The 19173-nt window shown below is 73.1% G+C and carries 17 protein-coding genes and 1 tRNA gene; 5 read left to right on the top strand and 13 right to left on the bottom strand.

All coding sequences use genetic code 11. The features are described 5' to 3' along the window. Positions 1-5: 5 nt before the first annotated feature. The 5 genes from ACIA79_RS22370 to ACIA79_RS22350 all read right to left on the bottom strand — a co-directional run bounded on the left by ACIA79_RS22370 (position 6) and on the right by ACIA79_RS22350 (position 4892). Positions 6-1997 (bottom strand): copper resistance protein CopC, encoded by a 1992-nt coding sequence (locus ACIA79_RS22370; protein WP_399430089.1) that lies wholly within the window; start codon positions 1995-1997, stop codon positions 6-8. Positions 1998-2019: 22 nt separating this feature from the next. Beyond that, complete coding sequence (locus ACIA79_RS22365) at positions 2020-2439, bottom strand: copper chaperone PCu(A)C (RefSeq protein WP_078887686.1); 420 nt, start codon at positions 2437-2439, stop codon at positions 2020-2022. Between the two features lie 35 nt (positions 2440-2474). Next, complete coding sequence (locus ACIA79_RS22360) at positions 2475-3161, bottom strand: SCO family protein (protein ID WP_399430126.1); 687 nt, start codon at positions 3159-3161, stop codon at positions 2475-2477. Positions 3162-3208: 47 nt separating this feature from the next. Beyond that, positions 3209-3976, bottom strand: a complete 768-nt coding sequence (locus ACIA79_RS22355) for a YcnI family protein (RefSeq protein WP_399430087.1) — start codon at positions 3974-3976, stop codon at positions 3209-3211. Between the two features lie 82 nt (positions 3977-4058). Then, on the bottom strand, positions 4059-4892 hold the full coding sequence (locus tag ACIA79_RS22350; RefSeq protein ID WP_399430086.1) for a hypothetical protein: 834 nt from the start codon (positions 4890-4892) through the stop codon (positions 4059-4061). Positions 4893-5083: 191 nt separating this feature from the next. Between ACIA79_RS22350 and ACIA79_RS22345 the strand changes: the two genes are divergently transcribed. Further along, positions 5084-5524 (top strand): ATP-binding protein, encoded by a 441-nt coding sequence (locus ACIA79_RS22345; protein WP_031071783.1) that lies wholly within the window; start codon positions 5084-5086, stop codon positions 5522-5524. Between the two features lie 71 nt (positions 5525-5595). On the opposite strand, the gene ACIA79_RS22340 is transcribed toward ACIA79_RS22345, so the two are convergent. Next, positions 5596-7053, bottom strand: coding sequence for an aminopeptidase P family protein (locus ACIA79_RS22340; RefSeq protein WP_399430085.1), 1458 nt, complete (start codon positions 7051-7053; stop codon positions 5596-5598). Between the two features lie 114 nt (positions 7054-7167). Beyond that, positions 7168-8754, bottom strand: a complete 1587-nt coding sequence (locus ACIA79_RS22335) for a PP2C family protein-serine/threonine phosphatase (RefSeq protein WP_399430084.1) — start codon at positions 8752-8754, stop codon at positions 7168-7170. 547 nt (positions 8755-9301) lie between these two features. Here ACIA79_RS22335 and ACIA79_RS22330 point away from each other — a divergent pair. Beyond that, positions 9302-9994 (top strand): bifunctional DNA primase/polymerase, encoded by a 693-nt coding sequence (locus ACIA79_RS22330; RefSeq protein WP_399430083.1) that lies wholly within the window; start codon positions 9302-9304, stop codon positions 9992-9994. A gap of 133 nt (positions 9995-10127) precedes the next feature. Beyond that, on the top strand, positions 10128-10754 hold the full coding sequence (locus tag ACIA79_RS22325; RefSeq protein ID WP_399430082.1) for a hypothetical protein: 627 nt from the start codon (positions 10128-10130) through the stop codon (positions 10752-10754). 224 nt (positions 10755-10978) lie between these two features. Here ACIA79_RS22325 and ACIA79_RS22320 read toward each other — a convergent pair whose 3' ends face one another. From ACIA79_RS22320 to ACIA79_RS22310, 3 genes are all read right to left on the bottom strand, one after another. After that, positions 10979-11986, bottom strand: a complete 1008-nt coding sequence (locus ACIA79_RS22320; protein ID WP_399430081.1) for a DUF5926 family protein — start codon at positions 11984-11986, stop codon at positions 10979-10981. A 78-nt stretch (positions 11987-12064) separates the two neighbouring features. Then, positions 12065-12706, bottom strand: a complete 642-nt coding sequence (locus ACIA79_RS22315; protein ID WP_399430080.1) for an ATP-binding protein — start codon at positions 12704-12706, stop codon at positions 12065-12067. A gap of 92 nt (positions 12707-12798) precedes the next feature. Then, positions 12799-13611: a glycerophosphodiester phosphodiesterase gene (locus tag ACIA79_RS22310; protein ID WP_399430079.1), complete on the bottom strand. Its 813-nt coding sequence runs from the start codon at positions 13609-13611 to the stop codon at positions 12799-12801. A 194-nt stretch (positions 13612-13805) separates the two neighbouring features. Between ACIA79_RS22310 and ACIA79_RS22305 the strand changes: the two genes are divergently transcribed. Both ACIA79_RS22305 and ACIA79_RS22300 read left to right on the top strand, forming a co-directional pair. Further along, the gene (locus ACIA79_RS22305; protein WP_399430078.1) at positions 13806-15314 is read left to right on the top strand and encodes a S1C family serine protease; all 1509 of its coding nucleotides are present in this window, start codon (positions 13806-13808) and stop codon (positions 15312-15314) included. Between the two features lie 304 nt (positions 15315-15618). Further along, positions 15619-15705, top strand: a tRNA-Ser gene (locus ACIA79_RS22300). 63 nt (positions 15706-15768) lie between these two features. Here the strand turns inward: ACIA79_RS22300 and ACIA79_RS22295 are convergent. From ACIA79_RS22295 to ACIA79_RS22285, 3 genes are all read right to left on the bottom strand, one after another. Further along, positions 15769-16986 carry an HTTM domain-containing protein gene (locus tag ACIA79_RS22295; RefSeq protein WP_399430077.1) on the bottom strand — a complete coding sequence of 406 codons (1218 nt, stop codon included), beginning with the start codon at positions 16984-16986 and terminating at the stop codon, positions 15769-15771. After that, positions 16973-17812 carry a DUF5819 family protein gene (locus ACIA79_RS22290; protein WP_399430076.1) on the bottom strand — a complete coding sequence of 280 codons (840 nt, stop codon included), beginning with the start codon at positions 17810-17812 and terminating at the stop codon, positions 16973-16975. The genes ACIA79_RS22295 and ACIA79_RS22290 overlap by 14 nt, the downstream gene beginning before the upstream one ends. A gap of 90 nt (positions 17813-17902) precedes the next feature. Then, a complete protein-coding gene (locus ACIA79_RS22285) occupies positions 17903-19048 on the bottom strand; it encodes an ice-binding family protein (protein WP_399430075.1) in 1146 nt (381 codons plus the stop codon). Positions 19049-19173: the final 125 nt, after the last annotated feature.

The following is a 19173-nucleotide window of genomic DNA, read 5'->3' as shown; positions in this document are numbered from 1 at the left end:
TCAGGTCAGCCGATCTTCACGTTCTTGTCGAGGGTGGTCTGGTCGAATTCCGAGGTGCGGACGGTGATCTTGATGGTCCACTCGCCGGGCATCGGGATCTGCAGGCGCTCGGAGCTGTAGTGCCCGGCCGCGACGCGGTCCGGGGTGACCGGCAGCGGGCCGATCCGCTGGGCGTCGAGGGTGAAGGACACCTTGAGCTCGGGGACGTCGAGGGGCCGGCCGTTCGCTCCGTCCACGAACACGTGCAGGGCGTTCGTGCCGGAGCGGCCCGGGGCGAGGCTGAGCCGCACCGTGCCCTTGCCGCCGCGGCCGCCGGTGTCGAAGGGCAGCGTCAGGTCGACGGGCCGGTCCGGTACGGCGGTCGAGGACGCCGACTGCGCACGGCCGGCCTCCTGCTCGGTACGGCCGGGCTCGGTCGTGGTCAGTACGGTCGTGACGGCCAGCAGCGCCACGGCGACGCCCGCCTCGGCGAGGACCGAGCGGCGCAGCCCGGCCCGCTCCGGGTCGGCGTCGCGTTCGCGCTTCCTGCGGGCGGCGGCGAGGGCGGCCTCCTGGCGGGCGAGCTGCGCGGCCCGCTCCCCGGTGACCTCGTCCGGCCCGTCCGCCGGTTCCCCGGCCCCCACCGGCTCCGCGCCGTCCGCCGGTTCCCCGGCCCCCGCCGGTTCCGCAACCTTCGCCGGTTCCGCAACCTTCGCCGGCTCCGCCGACTCCCAGGCCTCCGCCTCCGCCTCCGCTTCCGCGGGCGCCGTCTCCGCGAGGCGCTGCGTCCACCGCCGCGAGGCCCACGCGACGGCGACGAGCACGGCGACCAGCCCCACCTTGACCAGCAGCAGCCGGCCGTACGCCGTGCCGGTCAGCGCCGTCCAGGAGCCGACCTGCCGCCACGACTGGTAGACGCCGGTCGCGGCCAGGACGGCCACGGACCCGAACGCGAGCCGCGAGAACCGCCGTACCGCGGTCCGCTCGATCGACGGCTCGCGGTGCAGGGCGACCAGCAGCACGGCCAGGCCGCCGAGCCAGGCGGCCATCGCCAGCAGGTGCAGGACGTCGACGGGCATCGCGATGCCCGGCTGGAGTCCGGCCGAGGCGTGCTCGGAGAGCGCCCAGGTGCCCGCGATGCCGGCGGCGATCACCGAGCCGCCGATGGCCAGACCGAAGGTGAGGTCCTTCTTCTCGGCCTCCTCCTCCCGCCGGGTCCAGGCACCGAACAGCACCGCCACGAACAACGCCGCGGCGCCCAGCAGCAGCAGCCGGGAGACGAGCGCGGCACCGGTCTTGGTCTCCAGGACCGCGCCGAGCGAGCCGAGCCCGAAGTCCAGCCCGGTGTAGGGCCCGCGCAGCAGCAACAGCGCCAGCGTGGCCGCCGTCAGCGCCACCCAGCCCCGGGAGACCAGGCGCTGCACCGGCCGTACCGCCGCCCCGCGCGGCCAGCAGGCCAGGAGGAACGCGGCGCCGCCCACCAGCAGGATGAAACCGGCGTAGGAGACGTAGCGCGCGATCCCGTACAGGACGCCGACGACTCCGCCGCCGGCCTCCTGCTGCGGCAGGACGACGGTGGTCTTCGACGGCGCTCCGATCGAGAAGGTGAACGCGCCGGCGATCGGATGGCTGTCGGCGGAGACGGCACGCCACGCCACGGTGTACGTGCCGTCCGGCAGCCCGGTGCGCAGCGCCACGCCGTACTTGACCACCGATCCGGCGCACAGGTCGCGCAGTTCGCCGGTGTCGGCGCGCGCGCCGCTCGGTTCGAGCACCCGGATCGCGTCGTCGCCCAGGGCGACCTGCTCCGAGAACGTGAGCGTGACGCTCCTGGGCGCGGCGGCGACCACCGCCCCGTCCTTCGGGTCGCTCCCGGTCAGCGCGGCGTGCGCGGACGCGGGGGCGGCGCCGGTGAACAGCGCACCGAGCAGCACGGCCGCGACGAGCAGCAGCCGCGGAACCGTGGTGACGGCGGCGGTGACGGCGGTGGTGAGGCGCGGGGCGGTGGTCGCTGTCATGGTGTGTCGGTCCCCCAAGTGCCTAGTGGTGCGCCGGGTTGTGGGTGGCCGCCTCGACCGGCAGCTCCACCGTGATCGGGTCCGACTTCTCGAAGCGCAGCTCGACGGTGACCTTGTCGCCCTGCTTCGGCTTCCGCTTGATGTCCATGAACATGATGTGGTTGCCGCCGCGTTCGAGCTTCAGCGCTCCCCCCGCGGGGATGTCGAAGGACTTCACCTGCCGCATCTTCTGGTCCTTCGTCTCGTGGATCTGGACGTCGTCGGAGAGCGGGCTGGTGACGGAGGTCAGCTTGTCGGCCTCGCCGCCGTCGTTGGTCACGGTGAGGAAGCCGCCGGCCATGTCGCCCACGGGCTGCGGCATGAAGGCGCCGCTGACCGTGAGCTCCGGCTTCTCCTCCCCGGCCGAGCAGCCGCCCAGCGCCAGGGTTCCGGCCAGGGCCATGGCACCGGCCAGGGCGGTGAGGGGGGTACGGCGGATCACGGGTTCTCCCCCTTGACGATCTTCGGAAGGTCCTTGGCGTACGTCTCCCAGGGGGTGCTCTCCCCGTACAGGACGTAGCCCTGGTCGGTCGTCGGCGAGAAGGCGATCACCTGCGCGCCGTGCATGGAGACGACCGAGCCGTCCTTCTCCTTCTTCGGCGGGTCGATGCCGATGCCCATCTGGCGGGCGCCCGCCTGGATGGTCGGGAAGTCGCCGGTCAGACCGACGAAGGAGGGGTCGCCGGCGCCGGGCAGCCACTTGGCGAGCTCGGCGGGGGTGTCCCGCTCCGGGTCGGTGGTGACGAAGACGACCTGGAGCTTGTCCTGATCGGCCTTGGGGAGCTTCTTCTTGGCGATGGCGATGTTGCTCATCGTCAGCGGGCAGACGTCCGGGCAGTGGGTGTAGCCGAAGTAGATCAGCGTCGGCTTGCCCTTCGTGCGCTCGCGCAGGTCGTACGGCTTGCCCGTGGTGTCCGTCAGGACGAGGTCCGGCTTGGTGAAGGGCCGGTCCAGTACGGTCCCGGCCGCGTCCTGCGGGGTGCCGGCGGAGACCTCGGCGACGGGGCTGCCGCCGGCCGGGGTGTCGTCGCCGCCGCACGCGGACAGGGTGAGCGCCGACGCGGCGACGAGCGCCGCCGCGATCAGCGGGGTGCGCCGGGCGCGGCGGGGCCGCGCGGCGCGCATCAGCTGGTACATGGGTTCTCTCTCAGGGGTATGCAGGTGGCTGGCCGTCAGGCCGAGGTGCCGGAGGAGTCCGGGGACCCGGGGCGGCGGCGCCCGGCGAGCACGCCGAAGGCGACACCCGCGGCACCGACGAGGATGCCGGCGACGCCCAGGACGCGGGCGGTCGTGTCACCGGAGCCGTCCGCGGCGGCCTGCTCGGCCCCGTCGCCGTGGCCCTTCGCGGCGGTCTTGCCGTCGCCCTGGCCGCCGGTCGTGGCGGCGGTGCCGTGGTGGTCGTCCGAGGCGGCGGACAGCTTGAGCACGGGCGCGGGGGTCTCGGGCTCCTCGGCGCCGTCCTTCGGCTCCTCGATCCAGCGGACGACCTCCTTGTTGTCGTACGTCTGGAGGGCCTTGAAGACGAGCCGGTCGGTGTCCTCGGGGAGCCGGCCGAGCGAGACCGTGAACTGCTGGAACTCACCGGGCGCGATCTTCGAACCGGCCGCGGTCCAGGTGATCTTGGTGGCGGCCTCGGTGATCCGCTTGCCGTGCACCTCCAGCGGCTTGGCCAGCTTGGCCTTGGTGACCTGCGCCTGCCAGCCCGGGACGGGCTGCGTGGAGACGGAGGCCAGCGGGTGCTCGGCCGGGAGGGAGACCTCCAGCTTCACGGTCGAGGCGTTGTCGCGCTCGTTCGGCACCTTGAAGCTGACGGTGGCGTAACCGCCCTTGGCCGCCTCGCCCTGCGGCTGCACGCTGACGTGCGCGAAGGCGGTGCCGGACAGCAGGACGACGGACGAGAGGGCGGTGCCGCCGGCGAGGGCGATACGGGAAACGTTCATCACGGAACACACTCCACGGAGATGGGACGTCGGTGTGTGCGCACGGGCGCACCACGGCACCACTCCCGTCGAGTGGGCCGTGTCAGGCGGCGAGTACGTATACGGCCGGCGGGCCGCGCCTGATCACCGTGTGGAGGAGTGCGTCCGCCGCGGCGGGCGGCGGGGGGTCGTCGTCGGTGCGCGCCGGCCGCGGCCCGCCCGCGGGCAGCGCGGGCAGCCCGGCGACGAGGGCGCGTACGAGGACGAGGGCGGCGCGCAGGGACCGTACGAGCGCCGCGTCGGCGACGTCCGCCGCGCCCTGCGCGGACAGGCCGGAGAGCTTCAGCAGCGCCAGGTCGCCGCGCCGCAGCAGCCAGCCGGTCACCAGGGCGGCCAGCAGGTGGCCGAGGACCATGGGGAGGCTGGGCCACAGCCCGGCGGGCTCGGCGAGGTGGCCGGCGTGCGCCGCGTGCGACGCGGACCGCGCCGCCGACTGCGCCGCGGCCGGGTCGAGGCCCGCCGTGGTGATGATCCGGTGGGCGTCGGCCGGGCTGAGGGAGCTCGCACCCGCCCCGCACACCAGCTTGGCGGCCGTGCGGATCAGCGCGTCGTCCGCCTGGGGTCCGACGCCGACGGCGAGGTGCTGCCGCTGGCCGAGCCCGAAGAGTACGTGCAGGGCGAGCTGCCCGCCCGCCAGCGCGGCCGCGATCGCCGGCAGGGACCGCTGCCGCCCGGCGAAGGGCAGCGTGAGGGCGAGAACGCCGAGGAACCCGAGGGCCAGCGTCCACCACGGGACGGCCGCGCACGCGGCGAGCACGTGTCCCGTCCCGGACAGCACGACGCAGACCGCGGCGAACACCGCGGCCCTCAGCAGCCGCGGTGCGGCATGCGAGGCGGCATGCGGCGCGGCGGTCGGCGCGTCGGGGAGGGCAGACATGGCCGGGCCATCATCGCACTGCGCCCGCGCGCCCCACACGGCAGGTCCGGAAGATGCCCTTTGCGACATACACCGGCGTACGGGCTACGCACATCCGCCGAATGAGGGGTTGGGCGTCAACGCAGCGCTTACGACCGCCCGCTCAGGGCAATACGAAACGATATGTCGAGCCGCAGCCAGGAGGCTGGAGCATGAGCATCTGGTGGTCACTCCACTTGCGGCGCGAGGCTGCGAGCGTTCCGCTCGCCCGTCGCCTCCTCCTCGGCACCATGGAGACCGCGGGAGTCGACCCGGAGATCTCGTACGACCTGTCCCTCGCGCTGAGCGAAGCCTGTGCGAACGCGGTCGAGCACGGCGCCGGGGACGGCTCCGCCGAGTACCGGGTGACCGCGTACCTGGACGGTGAGAAGTGCCGCATCGAGGTGGCGGACTCGGGCCCGGGTTTTCCCGCGGGCCCGCTGCGCCCGCCCCGCAGAGCCACTCCCGAGGCCGAGCACGGCCGGGGGCTGAGCCTGATCGAGGAACTGGCCGACCACGTCCACATCGGCAACAGATCCGGGCGCGGCGGCGCGGTGGTGAGCTTCGACAAGATCGTGAAGTGGAAGTCCGACGCCCCGCTGGTGGCGTCCTGACCCCGGCCTGACCGCACCGAGGGGGTGGCAGCCGTCCGGCTCCCACCCCCTGGCGCGCCCGGCGCGGCGCGTCAGCCCTGCAGGCCGGCCATCCACGCCTCGACCTCGTCCGACCGGCGCGGCAGCGCCGCCGAGAGGTTCCGGTTGCCGTCCTCGGTGACGAGGATGTCGTCCTCGATGCGGACGCCGATGCCGCGGTACTCCTCCGGCACCGTCAGGTCGTCGGCCTGGAAGTACAGGCCCGGCTCGACGGTCAGGCACATGCCCGGCTCCAGCACGCCGTCGACGTACGCCTCCGTCCGCGCGGCCGCGCAGTCGTGGACGTCCATGCCGAGCATGTGGCCGGTGCCGTGGAGCGTCCAGCGGCGGTGCAGGCCCAGCTCCAGGACCCGCTCGACCGGGCCCTCGACGAGGCCCCACTCGACGAGCTTCTCGGCGAGGACGCGCTGCGAGGCGTCGTGGAAGTCGCGGAAGACGGCGCCCGGCTTCACCGCCGCGATGCCGGCCTCCTGGGCCTCGTACACCGCGTCGTAGATCTTGCGCTGCAGCTCGCTGAAGCGGCCGTTGATCGGCAGCGTGCGCGTGACGTCCGCCGTGTAGAGCGTGGTGGTCTCCACGCCGGCGTCGAGCAGCAGCAGCTCGCCCGGGCGCACCGGACCGTCGTTGCGCACCCAGTGCAGCGTGGTGGCGTGCGGGCCGGCCGCGCAGATCGAGCCGTAGCCGATGTCGTTGCCCTCGACGCGGGCGCGCAGGAAGAAGGTGCCCTCGATGTACCGCTCGCTCGTCGCCTGCGCCTTGTCCAGGACGCGTACGACGTCCTCGAAGCCGCGCGCGGTCGACGCGCAGGCCCGCTCCAGCTCGCCGATCTCGAAGGCGTCCTTCACCAGGCGCGCCTCGGAGAGGTACACCCGCAGTTCCTCGTCGCGCTCGGCGGTGACCTTGTCGGTCAGCGCGGCCTCGACGGACGCGTCGTGCCCGCGCACGACGCGCACCGGGCCGGTGGCCTGGCGCAGCTGCTCCGTCAGCTCCCGCACGTCCTTGGCGGGGATGCCGAGCCGCCGCTCGGACTCGGTCAGCGAGTACCGGCGGCCGACCCACAGCTCGCCCTGGCCGTCCAGCCAGAACTCGCCGTTCTCCCGGTCGGAGCGCGGCAGCAGGTAGAGCGTCGCCTCGTGGCCCCCGGCCGCGGGCTCCAGCACCAGGACGCTGTCGTGGGTGTGGTCGCCGGTCAGGTAGGCGTACTCGGTCGACGGCCGGAAGGCGTACTCCGTGTCGTTGGACCGGGTCTTCAGGTTGCCCGAGGGGATGACCAGGCGCTCGCCGGGGAAGCGCTCGGAGAGCGCGGCGCGCCGGGCGGCGGTGCGGTCGGCCTGGGGGATCGGCTCCAGGTCGCGCAGCTCCGTGTCGGCCCAGCCGGTCTTCATGTTCGCGGCGAGCTCGTCGGACACCACCGGGTACAGGCTGTTCTTGCGCTGCTTGATCGGCTCCTCAGCTTCGTCCGGGGTCTCCGGCGTGAGCTCTTCGGCCACGGGTCCGCCTCCTGTTGGTACGACCTTTTTGGTACGACACTGAACCATCCCCATCGTACGGTCGCACCGGAGCCGCCCCCAGGGCCTCGTGCCACCCGCTCCCGGACCGGACGCTCACGCGAAGCGCGCCGCCAGCACCACCACGTCCTCCGCGCCGTGCGCGTCGTCGGGCAGCAGCGTGCGCAGCACGTGGTCCGCGATGGCGCCCGGGTCGGACCGGTCGGTCCGCGGGACGGCCGCCGCTGCCGCGTGCAGCCGCGCGAAGGCCCGGTCAATGGGCTCGCCGGTGCGTCGCAGGAGCCCGTCCGTGTAGAGCAGCACCGTTTCGCCGGGCTCGGTGGTGAGCTCCACGCTCGGCGCCTCCCAGCAGGCGAGCATGCCGAGCGGCGCGGACAGGGACGTCTCGATGAACTCGGTGCGCCGTTCGCCGACGATCAGCGGCGGGGTGTGCCCGGCCCCGGCCAGCACGATCTTGCGGAGGGCCGGCTCCGCGTACGCGAACAGCGCGGTGGCGGAGCGGGCCGGCTCGGTCAGCCGCAGCAGCAGCTCCAGGTCGGACAGGACGGCGACCGGGTCCTCGCCCTCCATCACGGCGTACGCCCGCAGCGAGGCGCGCAGCCGGCCCATCGCGGCCAGCGCGCTCGGCCCGGAGCCGGAGACCGAGCCGACGGCCAGGCCCAGCGCGCCCTCGGGCAGCGGCAGCGCGTCGTACCAGTCGCCGCCGCCCCGGGGGGTGGTGCGGTGCCGGGCGGCGAGCTGGACGCCCGGGACGCGGGGCAGCCGCCGGGGCAGCAGCTCCTCGGCGATCGTGGCCATGGTGGCGCGGCTGCGCTCCAGCTCCACCTGGCGCGCGAGGTGCTCGGAGGCGTACTGCCCGTAGAGGCCCACGAGGTGGCGGGCGCGCTCGGCCGGCTCGGCGGGCTCGTCGTACAGCCAGACGGCGGCACCGAGCGTGCCGGCCTGCCCGGTGGCGAGGGGTACGGCGTAACTGGCGGCGAAGCCCAGCCGGGCGGCGACCTCGCGGTGGCGCGGGTCGAGGTGCTCGTCGGCGAAGAGGTCGGGGACGGCGACGGGGTCGGGTACGCCGGTTGCGGGCGGCGCGGCGCGGGCGGGATCCGGCGGTCTGCCGGCGGAGGGGGCCGCTTCCGCGGGCGCGTCCGCGGAAGCGGGGCGCGGCGCCGCCTCGGGCAGGCCCTCCAGGATGCGGCCGTAGGACGTGGCGCTGCGCGGCACGGTCTCGATGGTGCCGAGGTCCGCGTGGTCGAGGCCGAGGCCGACGGTGGTGGCGGGGCCGAGGCCGTCGGCGGGTTCGAGGACCACCATGCCGCGCCGGGCGCCGACGAGCGCGGCCCCGGCGCGCAGCAGCTCGCGCAGGGCGTCGTCGAGGGAGTGGGTGCGGCCGAGCCGCTCGGTGAGTTCGTGGAGGGTGGTCAGGTCGGAGACCCACCCCGCCAGCCGGTCCTGGATCAGCGCGCCGGGCGCGACCGGCGGGGCCGGGAGGTCCGTCAGGGGCGGTGCAGTGTGCGCGGGTGCGGGAACCGTGGGATCGATTCCGGCCACTTTCGGCAGGTGAGGGGCGCTCATGGCAGCCGGCTTTCCGACGGGTGCGTTGTGCTCAATAGCATCGCAAACCCCCATGTCATTCTGCGCCGCTATCACTGCAACCACATGTACACGCACAAGTAAGGGGATGTCCAGCATTGTCCCAGCAGGGCGCGCGGTGTTTACAAGGTGCCGAAGTTGGCTCAAAAATGCTCCCCATGGGCGCCATTTGCGGTCGACTGAGGCCGTTCGAAAAGGGGCACAGCCCGGGACGCCGTCGGGGGACGACGACCCGGGGAGAGCGTCATCCCGGACGTGCTGGGGTACGTAAACGGTGACGGTCCAGGGGCAGTTGGAGCGGGCACGGAACTCCGCGGGGAGCCCCGGCGTCCTCACCACCGAAGGCCGCACCCCGTCCCCGGGTGGCGGGGAAGAGCTCGGCGGGGCGGCAAGCGCCTTGAGCGCGCCACCCCTCGCCACACGTTAAATGGACGACAGCCCATGGGACGACAGCGCCCACGCTCGGCCCCGCGCGGTGTTGGTTGCCGCAGCTGAAGAGGGGCAGGCGCATGCCACCGGCACGCGTCACGCGGCACGCGCCGCGCGACACGGACGGGCGGTGAGACGTCGGCTTGTACGCACAGCGAAGAAACACACACGTGTTGTGATGTGGACCTCGGCGTTCAACGGAAAGGAACGAGCGCTCATGCGCGAGATCCTCGGAAGGCGACGCGGGCTCCGGTTCCGGCGTAAGAGGAGGCCCGCCCACGTCGAGGCGGCACTCCGGTGCGCCGCCGAGTGGCAGTGGCCCGTACTCCCCGGCGTGGGACTCACGGCGGCCGGCAGCCGCGGCGACCGGGACCGCGGCTGCGCCTGCCCCGACCCCGAGTGCGTCGTACCCGGCGCACACCCCTTCGATCCCGGGCTGCTCGCGGCCACCACGGACCCGCGCATGGTGCGCTGGTGGTGGGCCAACCGCCCGGACGCGCCGATCGTGCTCGCCACCGGGGGCCGTGCGCCGTGCGCGCTCAGCCTGCCGGCGGTCGCGGGCGCCCGCGCCCTGGCGGCGCTGGACGCGATGGGCATGCGGCTCGGCCCGGTGGTGGCGACCCCGACCCGGTGGTCCCTGCTGGTCGCCCCGTACACGCTCGAACAGCTCGGGGAGCTGCTGTACGTGCAGGACTGCGTGCCCAGTTCGCTGCGCTTCCACGGCGAGGGCGGCTACCTGGTGCTGCCGCCCTCGGACACCGGGACGGGCCAGGTGCGCTGGGAGCGGGCGCCGCTCGCCGGGTCGGCGTCGCCCTGGCTGCCGGACGTGGAGGCGGTGGTGGACGCGCTCGTCGAGGCGAGCACCACCACTCCGACCACGCCCGACGGAGGCAGCCGGCTGCGGTACTGACGTACCGCTCCGGTCCCCGGGCGTCACCCGTTCGGGTGCATGGTGGGGCGAGTTGTACGGGATTCGGGTGCGCGGTTCACCGTGCGCCCGTCTTCCGTCGATATCGTCGGCGCACCGTCGAGAAGGGGCCGCCATGAATCTCCGCATGATCGGGATCGGGGCCGTCGTGGTGTTCGCCGCGGTGCTGCCCCTGGTGGCCTCCGCGGGGCCGGCCGGGTCTCCGGGCCCCGGCCCCGGCTCGGTGTCCGCCGCCCGCGTCCCGGCGGCTCCGGCCCCCGACCCCGGCTCCACCACAGCGTCCGCTTCCGGTGCGCCGCGCTCCGGTTCGCCCGCCTCCGGGGCCGCCGACGCACCCGCGGGTGTCTCCGCCGCCCCCTCCGGACTTCTGGCCGGAATCGATGCACCGCGGGGCGCCGCGCGGTGCGGCCCGGAGCTCGCCTCGCCCGAGGGGGTCGAGGCGCAGACCTGTGTCCTGACCGAGGGGCCGGACGCGTGGGCCCGGACGTACTACCGCAATGCGACCGGGGCGGAACTGACCTCCGTGCTGACGCTCATGGCCCCCGGCGGCCGTACGGTCCAAACGCATTGCACCGTGGAGGCGGACGACGAGCCGGGCGCATGCGAGACGCCGAGGGAGCCGCGGCGGGGAAAGTCCGCTGAATACACGGCGGTGGCGGAGTTCGCGGAGAGCGGTGACGCGCAGACGCGTCCGCTGCTGTTGCGCTCGGGGAGCAACGCCCGGGAGCCCAGGGCGAGTTGACGTCGCGGGCCGGCCGGGATCGGAAGGCGGCATTCCGCGGAAAGTGAAGCGCCCGATCGCTGGCGACGGGGGATGCACCAGCGACCGGGCTTCCAGAACCGTAACAAGAGATCGGCTGTTCGCAAATTCGATCTCTGCAATTCGGTCATGGATTTACCGGCCGGTAGAGGGAATTGTGGCGGAGGTCACCGACCGGTCAGGACGCTTCCGCCGTAACCTGCCGTTCAGCTCAGCGTCACCTGGCGGTTGGTGAGACCGCCGCGCGCCCGGCGCTCCTCCGGGCTCAGCGGCGCGTCGACGGCGAGCGCCTCCGCGAGCCGCTCGGCGAACTCGGCGGCCGGCTGCTCGCAGTCCTTCGCGCCCATCGCGCTCGGCAGGTCCCACACCGGGACCATCAGGCCGTGCGCGCGGAACGAGCCGACCAGGCGGGTGTCCTCGCCCAGCGAGGACCGGCCCGCCGCGTGCAGCCGGGCGAGCGCGTCGAGCAGCTGCTCCTCGGGGTGCGGCATGACCCAGCGCAGGTGGTTCTTCTCGGGCGTCTCGCACCAGTAGGCGGCGTCCACGCCGGACAGCTTCACGGTCGGGATGGCGGCGGCGTTGGCCCGCTCCAGGGACGCGGCCACCTCGGGCGACGACTTCTCCGCGGAGTCCGGCACCCAGAACTCGAAGCCCGAGTGGACGACCGGCTCGAACGCCGCGTCCGGGTCGAGCAGGTCCTGCAGGCGCGGCCCGTCGGCCCGCCCGCCGTCGGCGGGGGAGCCCCCGGCCGTGACGGGCGTACCCGGCTCGGCGGTCAGCGCGCGCTGGAGGGTGCCGGCGAGGTCCCGGCTCAGATCGCCGGTCGAGGTGTCGTTCTGCAGGGCCAGCAGCACCGAACCGTCGTCGCGGCGCAGCGCCGGCCACGCCATGGGCAGGACGGTCGCGAGGGTCACGGACGGCACGCCTTCCGGCAGCCCGCCCTTGAGGTGCAGCGGGACGGTCGCGGCGGGGACCAGCTCGCGCAGCGCGACCCAGTCGCACTCGCCCGCCAGGCCCTCGAAGGGCCGCTGGACGAGCTCGGTCACCGCCTGTGCGGCGGCGCGGCCGTGGCACGCCTTGTAGCGGCGGCCCGAGCCGCACGGGCAGGGCTCACGGGCTCCGACGACCGGCACCTGCTCGTCAGCGCCGGCGGCGCGGGCTCCGACGGTCGCTCGCGGCTTCCCGGCCTTGGTCTGGGGACGCTTCTTGCCCATGGTCTGACTTCTCCCGTAACGGCGGTGCGGCACTGCTGTGTCGGCCGTGAGCCTAGCCGCACCGGACCGCCGGGAGGCTCAGTCCACGTCCCCGAACACGTCGTAGGCGTCGTACGCGTCGCACGCCTCCAGGAAGCCGAAACCGGGTCCGGCGGTGGCCGGCCCGGTGACGCGCGTAGCGAAATCGTCGCGGCGGTGCCCGTCCGTGAGGACGACCCACACGGTGACCTCGCCGGACGCGCCGTCGCGTACGCCCCAGTCCTGGGCGAGGGCGCTGATGATGTTCAGCCCGCGGCCGCCGCGCGCGGTGACCGAGGGCGTGGCCGGAACCGGGCGGGTGGGACCACCCCCGTCCGTCACCTCGACGGTCAGGGCGCCCTGCGGGTCGACGCGCCAGGCGGCGCGGACGTCGCCGTCACCGACCTCCCGCTGACCCAGCGGCCTGCCGTGCCGGCAGGAGTTGCTGAGCAGCTCCGACAGGACCAGTACGGCATCGTCGACGACCGATTCCGACATGCCGCTGCTGCGCAACTGCTCGCGCATGCGGCTTCTCGCCTCACCCACGCCCGCAGGGCCATGGGGCACGGCCATGCTCGACGACGTGGGCACCTCTTGTGCCACCACCAACGCCACCCCCGAGACCTCCTTCGCCCCACGCCACGGAGTGAATGCCCCAATGGACTGGACCGGAAACCGGCCAATCCGCATACGGTGACGCACTCGGCACGACCGGCCACGCTCCGAACGCGCCGGTGCACATCCCGTGACGCAGGGGGCTGCCGGGGCGCGGTTGCCCTGCTCCCGGGACGGCCCTACGCGCGGCCCAGCTGGTGCAGGACCTGCCTGGGGCGGTTGGTGATGATCGCTTCCACGCCAAGGCCGGCGCACAGGTCGACGTCGTCGGGCGCGTCGACGGTCCAGACGTGGACCTGGTTGCCCGCCCGGTGCAGGCGGTCGACCCAGGAGGGGTGGTTGCGCACGATCCGGATGGAGGGCCCGGCGATCCAGGAGCCGGCGGGCAGCCGCCCGTCGCGTACGCGCGGGGACAGGAACTGCATCAGGTACACCGTGGGGACGGCGGGCGCGGCCGCCGCGACCCGGTACAGCGAGCGGGCCGAGAAGCTCATGATGCGCACGGACGGTGTCGTACCGGGCCGCTGCGCCGTCAGCCCGAACCGGTCGAGCAGCTCGATCAGCCGCTCCTCGACGCGCCCCGCCCAGCGGGTGGGGTGCTTCGTCTCGATCGCCAGCTCGATGGGCCGGCCGGCGTCGGCGACCAGTTCCAGGAGCCGTTCCAGGGTGAGGACGGAGGTGTACCGGGGGTCGCGCCAGTCCGGGCTCTCGTCGGAGTCCTCCCGTCCCTTCCAGGCGCCGAAGTCGAGGGCGGCGAGGTCGGCGAGTTCGAGGGTGGAGACGGCGCCACGGCCGTTGGAGGTGCGGTTGACGCGGCGGTCGTGGACGCAGACGAGGTGACCGTCGGCGGTGAGCCGTACATCGCATTCGAGGGCGTCGGCACCGTCTTCGATCGCCTTCATGTACGCGGCCAGGGTGTGCTCCGGGGCGTCCTCGGAGGCGCCTCGGTGAGCGACGACCTGGATCGTGTGCTGCTGCCGTGCGTGGGTCACCGCGTCATGGTGCCAGACCGGCGGCGGGCGGGGGCCGGACACCGGACGGGCGTCCGATTCGCCGGAAATAAAGGGGGCAGGCGCAATACACAGGTCCGGCTTACAGTGGCCTGACGGCCTGTGGGAAAAGCTGACCGCGACGCTTGGCGAGAAGACGTGCCGAGAGACGACGTGGAATTCGAGGAGAACGAGCTGTGAGCACCGAGAACGAGGGCACCGCGTCCACACCTCCAGTGCCGCCCTCCGCATCCACGCCCGCCCCCGCAGGCCCGGCGGGTCCGCCGCCCGCAGGTCCCGCAGGCCCGGCCGGCCCGCCCCCGGCCGCCGCCCCGGCGCCCGCGGAACCCGCCCCGGCCTCCCCGCCGCCCGCGGGCGCGGTCACGGGTACGGGCACGGGCGCCGGCGCGCAGGACCGTACGGCCGCCGGGGCGCCGACCCCGCCCCACGCGCACCCGCAGGCACCGGCGTACGGCGGCACGAGCGGCGCGCCCTGGCCTCCGGCGCCGCCGGCCCCGCCCACCACCACGGGCTGGGGAGCCCCGTTCCCGCCGGCCCCCGGCGCACCGCAGGCCGGCCGCCCGCGCTCCGGCCGCGGTGGCCTGGTCGCGGCGGTCCTCGTCGCGGCCCTGGCGGCGGGCGGCGTCGGCGGCGGCATCGGCTACTGGGCGGCCGAGCGCACCGACGGCACCACCACGTCCACCACCGTCGCCGCCGGCGAGGCGCCCGCCGACTTCAAGCGCGACCCCGGCACGGTCGCCGCCGTGGCGAACAAGGCGCTGCCGAGCGTCGTGACCATCGAGGCGAAGTCCGGCGGCTCGGACGGCGAGGGCGGCACGGGCACCGGTTTCGTGTACGACAAGGAAGGCCACATCCTCACCAACAACCACGTGGTGGCCTCCGCGGCGGAGGGCGGCACCCTCTCCGCGACGTTCTCGAACGGCCGGAAGTACGACGCCGAGGTGATCGGCCGCGCCCAGGGCTACGACGTGGCCGTGCTCAAGCTCAAGAACGCCCCCTCCGGGCTGACGCCGCTGCCGCTCGGCAACTCGGACCGGGTCGCGGTGGGCGACTCGACGATCGCGATCGGCGCGCCGTTCGGCCTGTCCAACACGGTCACCACGGGCATCATCAGCGCCAAGAACCGGCCGGTGGCCTCCGGGGACGGCGGCGGCAAGAACTCGTACATGAGCGCGCTGCAGACCGACGCCTCGATCAACCCGGGCAACTCCGGCGGCCCGCTGCTGGACGCCCGCGGCGCGGTGATCGGGATCAACTCCGCGATCCAGTCCCCGGGCAGCGGCGGCCTCGGCTCCGCCCAGGCCGGGTCCGTGGGTCTCGGCTTCGCCATTCCGGTCAACCAGGCGAAGAACGTCGCCGAGCAGCTGATCAGGACCGGGCAGCCGGTCTACCCGGTGATCGGCGCGACGGTGAACATGACGGAGGAGGGCGAGGGCGCCACGATCGCCGAGCAGGGCGCCGGCGGCACGCCCGCGGTCACCCCGGGAGGCCCGGCGGCGAAGGCGGGCCTGAAGCCCGGTGATGTGATCATCAAGTTCGGCAACCGCACGATCGACAGCGGCCCCACCCTGATCAGCGAGATCTGGACGCACCGGCCGGGCGACTCGGTCCCGCTGACCTACAAGCGCGCCGGCAAGGAGAGCACGGTCCAGGTCACCCTGGGCGAGCGCAAGGGCGACAGCTGACCGTCCACGGCGGGCCGGGGCCGGACGCGGTACGCCCGGCCCCGGCCCGGCTCAGGAGCGGCGGCGGACCACCCGGCCGGCCGGCCGCTCCGGCTGCCGCTCGTTCCATGGACGTGACTCCCGTACGACAGCGAAGGGCCGGTCCCGCCAGGACCTTGCGGTGCAACTCGGCTGGCCGGAAGGGGAATTGGCATCCGTCCCGCACCGCAGGACACCTGCCCGGCCCCACCCCGCCCGGCCCCCGCCCGCCGGCCGCCCCCAGCCGGTAGGCTGTAGCCGCCCCTCCGCAGGTGGGACGGGGCAGGGTGGGTTGCCCGAGCGGCCTAAGGGAACGGTCTTGAAAACCGTCGTGGCAGCGATGTCACCGTGGGTTCAAATCCCACACCCACCGCAGCAGGTCGGTGAAAGACCAGATCAGAGGGCGGGCACCCAGCGCGGGGCCCGCCCTCCGCGTTCACTTCGTCTCACCGTGCATCCGGTCCGTCCTCCCCTCCGACCCGTGATGCGGGCCCGCCGCGGGGCACACGGGCCGGTGGACCGGTCCCGGCTGCGCCGGTACGAGTCCGGCTTCCGGTCCGGACGGTGTCTCCCGTACGCCGGCGACGGTACGCCGGGCCGCACGCCACCGGATCAGTCCCGCAGAGCGGTAGAACCGGTCCGGCAGGAAGACCGCGTCAGCGACGATCATCGCGGCGGAGAACAGGGGGAGGCCCAGGAGCACCGCGATGCCCACGTGCATGGCCAGCAGCATGACCAGGACGGGGTACTTGAGCCTGCCGAACAGGACGAAGGGGAACGCGACCTGCAACAGCACTGTCAGGTAGCAGGCTGCGGTGATCAGTGCCTCATGGCTGTCGACCAGGTGGGAGAGCGTGGGCCAGGGCTGGAACATGTGGAGGTTCAGGGCGTAGTGGAGGGCGGTTCCGTTGCCCCAGGTGCCACCCTGCACCTTGTACAAGCCTGCGGAGCCGTAGAGGAAGCACACCTGGGCGGCGATGACGAACATCCCGCAGTTGTGCAGGACGGTGACCACGGTCAGGCGGGCCTCCCGGAGGTGGCGCCGGAGCTCGCCCGCGGTCCGGGAAGAACGGCCTGTCCCGTTCCCGGCAGCCGCTCGGAACCTGGCCCTGCGTGCGTCGAGGGACCAGCGTCGGCCGCAGGCCGTGAAGACCAGGTAGACGGCCATGAGAAGGATGAGGTTGTCCCCGCCGTCCGTCATGAAGATCGCCCTGGCGTGGAACGAGGCCACCACGACGGCGAACAGGACGGACACCGCCCTGGTGCGCCAGCCCAGCATGAAGAGCGCCGACGTGACGACGGCCACCGCGTAGCAGACCTCGAAATACGCGCGGTTGTCGGACAGGGTGAGGATGCTGGCCCATCCTGTCTGGTCGAACAGCTGCCGCGCCAGCAGGGGCGTCCACGGCGATCCCGGCCCCCAGATCTCGTCGCGGTGCGGAAATTCACGCAGCAGGAACACGAGGTAGAGCAGGCCGTATCCGATGCGCAGTACCGCCGCCGCGTACAGGGACAACGGACGTTCGATCAGGAGGGCGACGAGCGCGGGGACGCGGTCCAGCACCCGCCGCATCGCTCCGCGCGCACCCGCGCGCTCCGGGCCGCTCGGGGTGGGAGTCGGCGCGGCGGTGGTGGTCGGTTCAGCGTGTGCCATGCGGGGCCACCTTCCACCAGGGCAGGTAACGGGTGTCCACGGGCGGCATGGTGACCCGGCGGCCGTTCCCCGCCGCACCGGGAGGACCCACCGGCAGTGTGACGACACGGAGTTGGATGGAGTCGAACGGTTCGCCACCACGGTGGTCGGCGATGCGATCGGCGGCGATGTTGCGGAGGTACTGCTGGATCATCACCCCCCGCTCCGAACGTGGCTGGTCGTCACCGCCCAGCGTTTCGAGATAGGAGCTCCAGGCCCGGCGCAGCATGTTCTGCGTCGTATGGCTCGGAAAGGGATTGTGCTCGATCGTGGAATTGTCCACACCGCTCAGGTCGAACCAGCCGCTCACCTGCACGGTGCCGTTCGGAGCGGTCCGCATGGTCCTCGCCGAAATCTGGCGGTTGACCGACTCGGGGTCCGGGGCGAAGAGTCGCCAATTCTGCTCGAACACGGGAAGGACCCACGCGTTGATCTGCTTGCTGTACTGCTGTGAGATGGCATTCGCAGGCGCCACATGGAGAAAAATGAGAGCCACATGAATGAGCGTTACGGCCAGGCACAGCACTACGGCGGCCCAGGTGGCCGCCTTCAGGGTACGAACCGGTTTCCCTGAATCGCCATGAGGAGCAGGGGAAGCACCGCTCCGGCCGCTCTCGGACGAGCCGGATTCCGGGTGATCCGGTTCCTTCGCTGCCACTGATTCGACGCCGCCCAGCACGGCCCACCCGGCCTTCCCATCCCGACTGTTCATTTTCCGCTTCTTCCGGATGTCGCGCGTGGCGCGCGACGTGATCGATGACGATCCGTCGCGCGCCACCTGTCCCACTCATGAATGCGGCCTCCTGCCGATCCGCTCAGCCTGCCGCAGGACTTGTGTGGGACTTGTTGCCGTGGTTCTCGCAGGTGTGCGGGGAACTCACTTGCTGCCGTGGCCGCCGGGCTCACCGGTCTTCGCCGGCTTGCCGGGCTTGCCGTCATGCCCGTTGCCGGGCTTCCCCGGCTTCCCCGGCTTGCCGGGCTTGCCGGGCTTGCCGGGCGGCTTCTGACCGCCTCCGCCCGTGGTGCCGCCGGTGGTGACGCCACCTACCACGCCTCCGGCCCCGCCGGTCGTGGTGCCGCCGGTGGTGACGCCGCCCACCACGCCTCCGGCCCCGCCGGTCGTGGTGCCGCCGGTGGTGACGCCGCCCACCACGCCTCCGGCCCCGCCGGTCGTGGTGCCGCCGGTCGTGGTGCCGCCGGTCGTGGTGCCGCCGGTGGTGACGCCGCCCACCACGCCTCCGGCTCCGCCGGTCGTGGTGCCGCCGTTCGTGGTCCCACCGTTCGTGGCGCCGCCGGTGGTGGCGCCGCCGGTGGTCACGCCGCCCACAACGCCCCCGTTCGTTCCTCCGGTGGTCCCGCCGGTCGTGGTGCCCCCGTTGGTTCCTCCGGTGGTCCCGCCCGTGGTGCCCCCGTCGCACGCCGGCCGGGTGATCGTGTTGGTGTCCAGCGTCACGGAGCCGTCACGGGCCAGTGCACGGCCGACGATGTCCGCGTCCGTGGTGGCGGTGATCGACGTCATGGCCATGATGGTGCCGACGAAGTCGGAATTCGTACCAAGGGTGGCCGAGCTGCCGATCTGCCAGAACACATTGCACGGCGAGGCGCCATTGATGAGGCTCACATTGCTGGCGGAAGCCGTCGTCAGGCCCGAACCGACCTGGAAAACCCAGATGGCGTCAGGATCGCCCTGAGCGTCCAGGGTGAGCGTTCCGGTGAGACCGAGGGTGGACGACGCCGTGTAGACGCCCGGGACCAGCGTCAGACCGCCGGCATCAGGGGGAAGCGCGCCGTCCGATGCCTGTCCGGCCGCATTGTTGTACGCCGCGACCAGATCGCTCTTGGCCTCGGCGGCTACCTCGTCCGCGGAGTGGAATGTCCCGTTCACCAGCCCCGGCGGGAAACCGGAAATGGCCGTCCCGGGATGCACTCCGACATCTCCGGTGATGACCGAAGGACCGGTGTTGGTGACCGACTGACCGGCCAGGACCGCGAAGCTGTCGGCGGTACCCAGAGGTACGGGCATGGCGATCGCATTTGCCCGGGTGGGCGTCACCGCTACGACGACGGCAGCAATCAGCACGGTGAGCACTGCCGCCAACCAGGCCGTTGTTCTGCGCCATTGAGGCGCGTCAGGGGTGTACAGCGTCA

The sequence above is a fragment of the Streptomyces sp. NPDC051310 genome, from assembly GCF_044455245.1.
In the GTDB taxonomy this organism is placed as follows: domain Bacteria; phylum Actinomycetota; class Actinomycetes; order Streptomycetales; family Streptomycetaceae; genus Streptomyces.
Note: the sequence above shows the minus strand (reverse complement) of the source record. Positions and strands in the feature narration are given on the sequence as shown.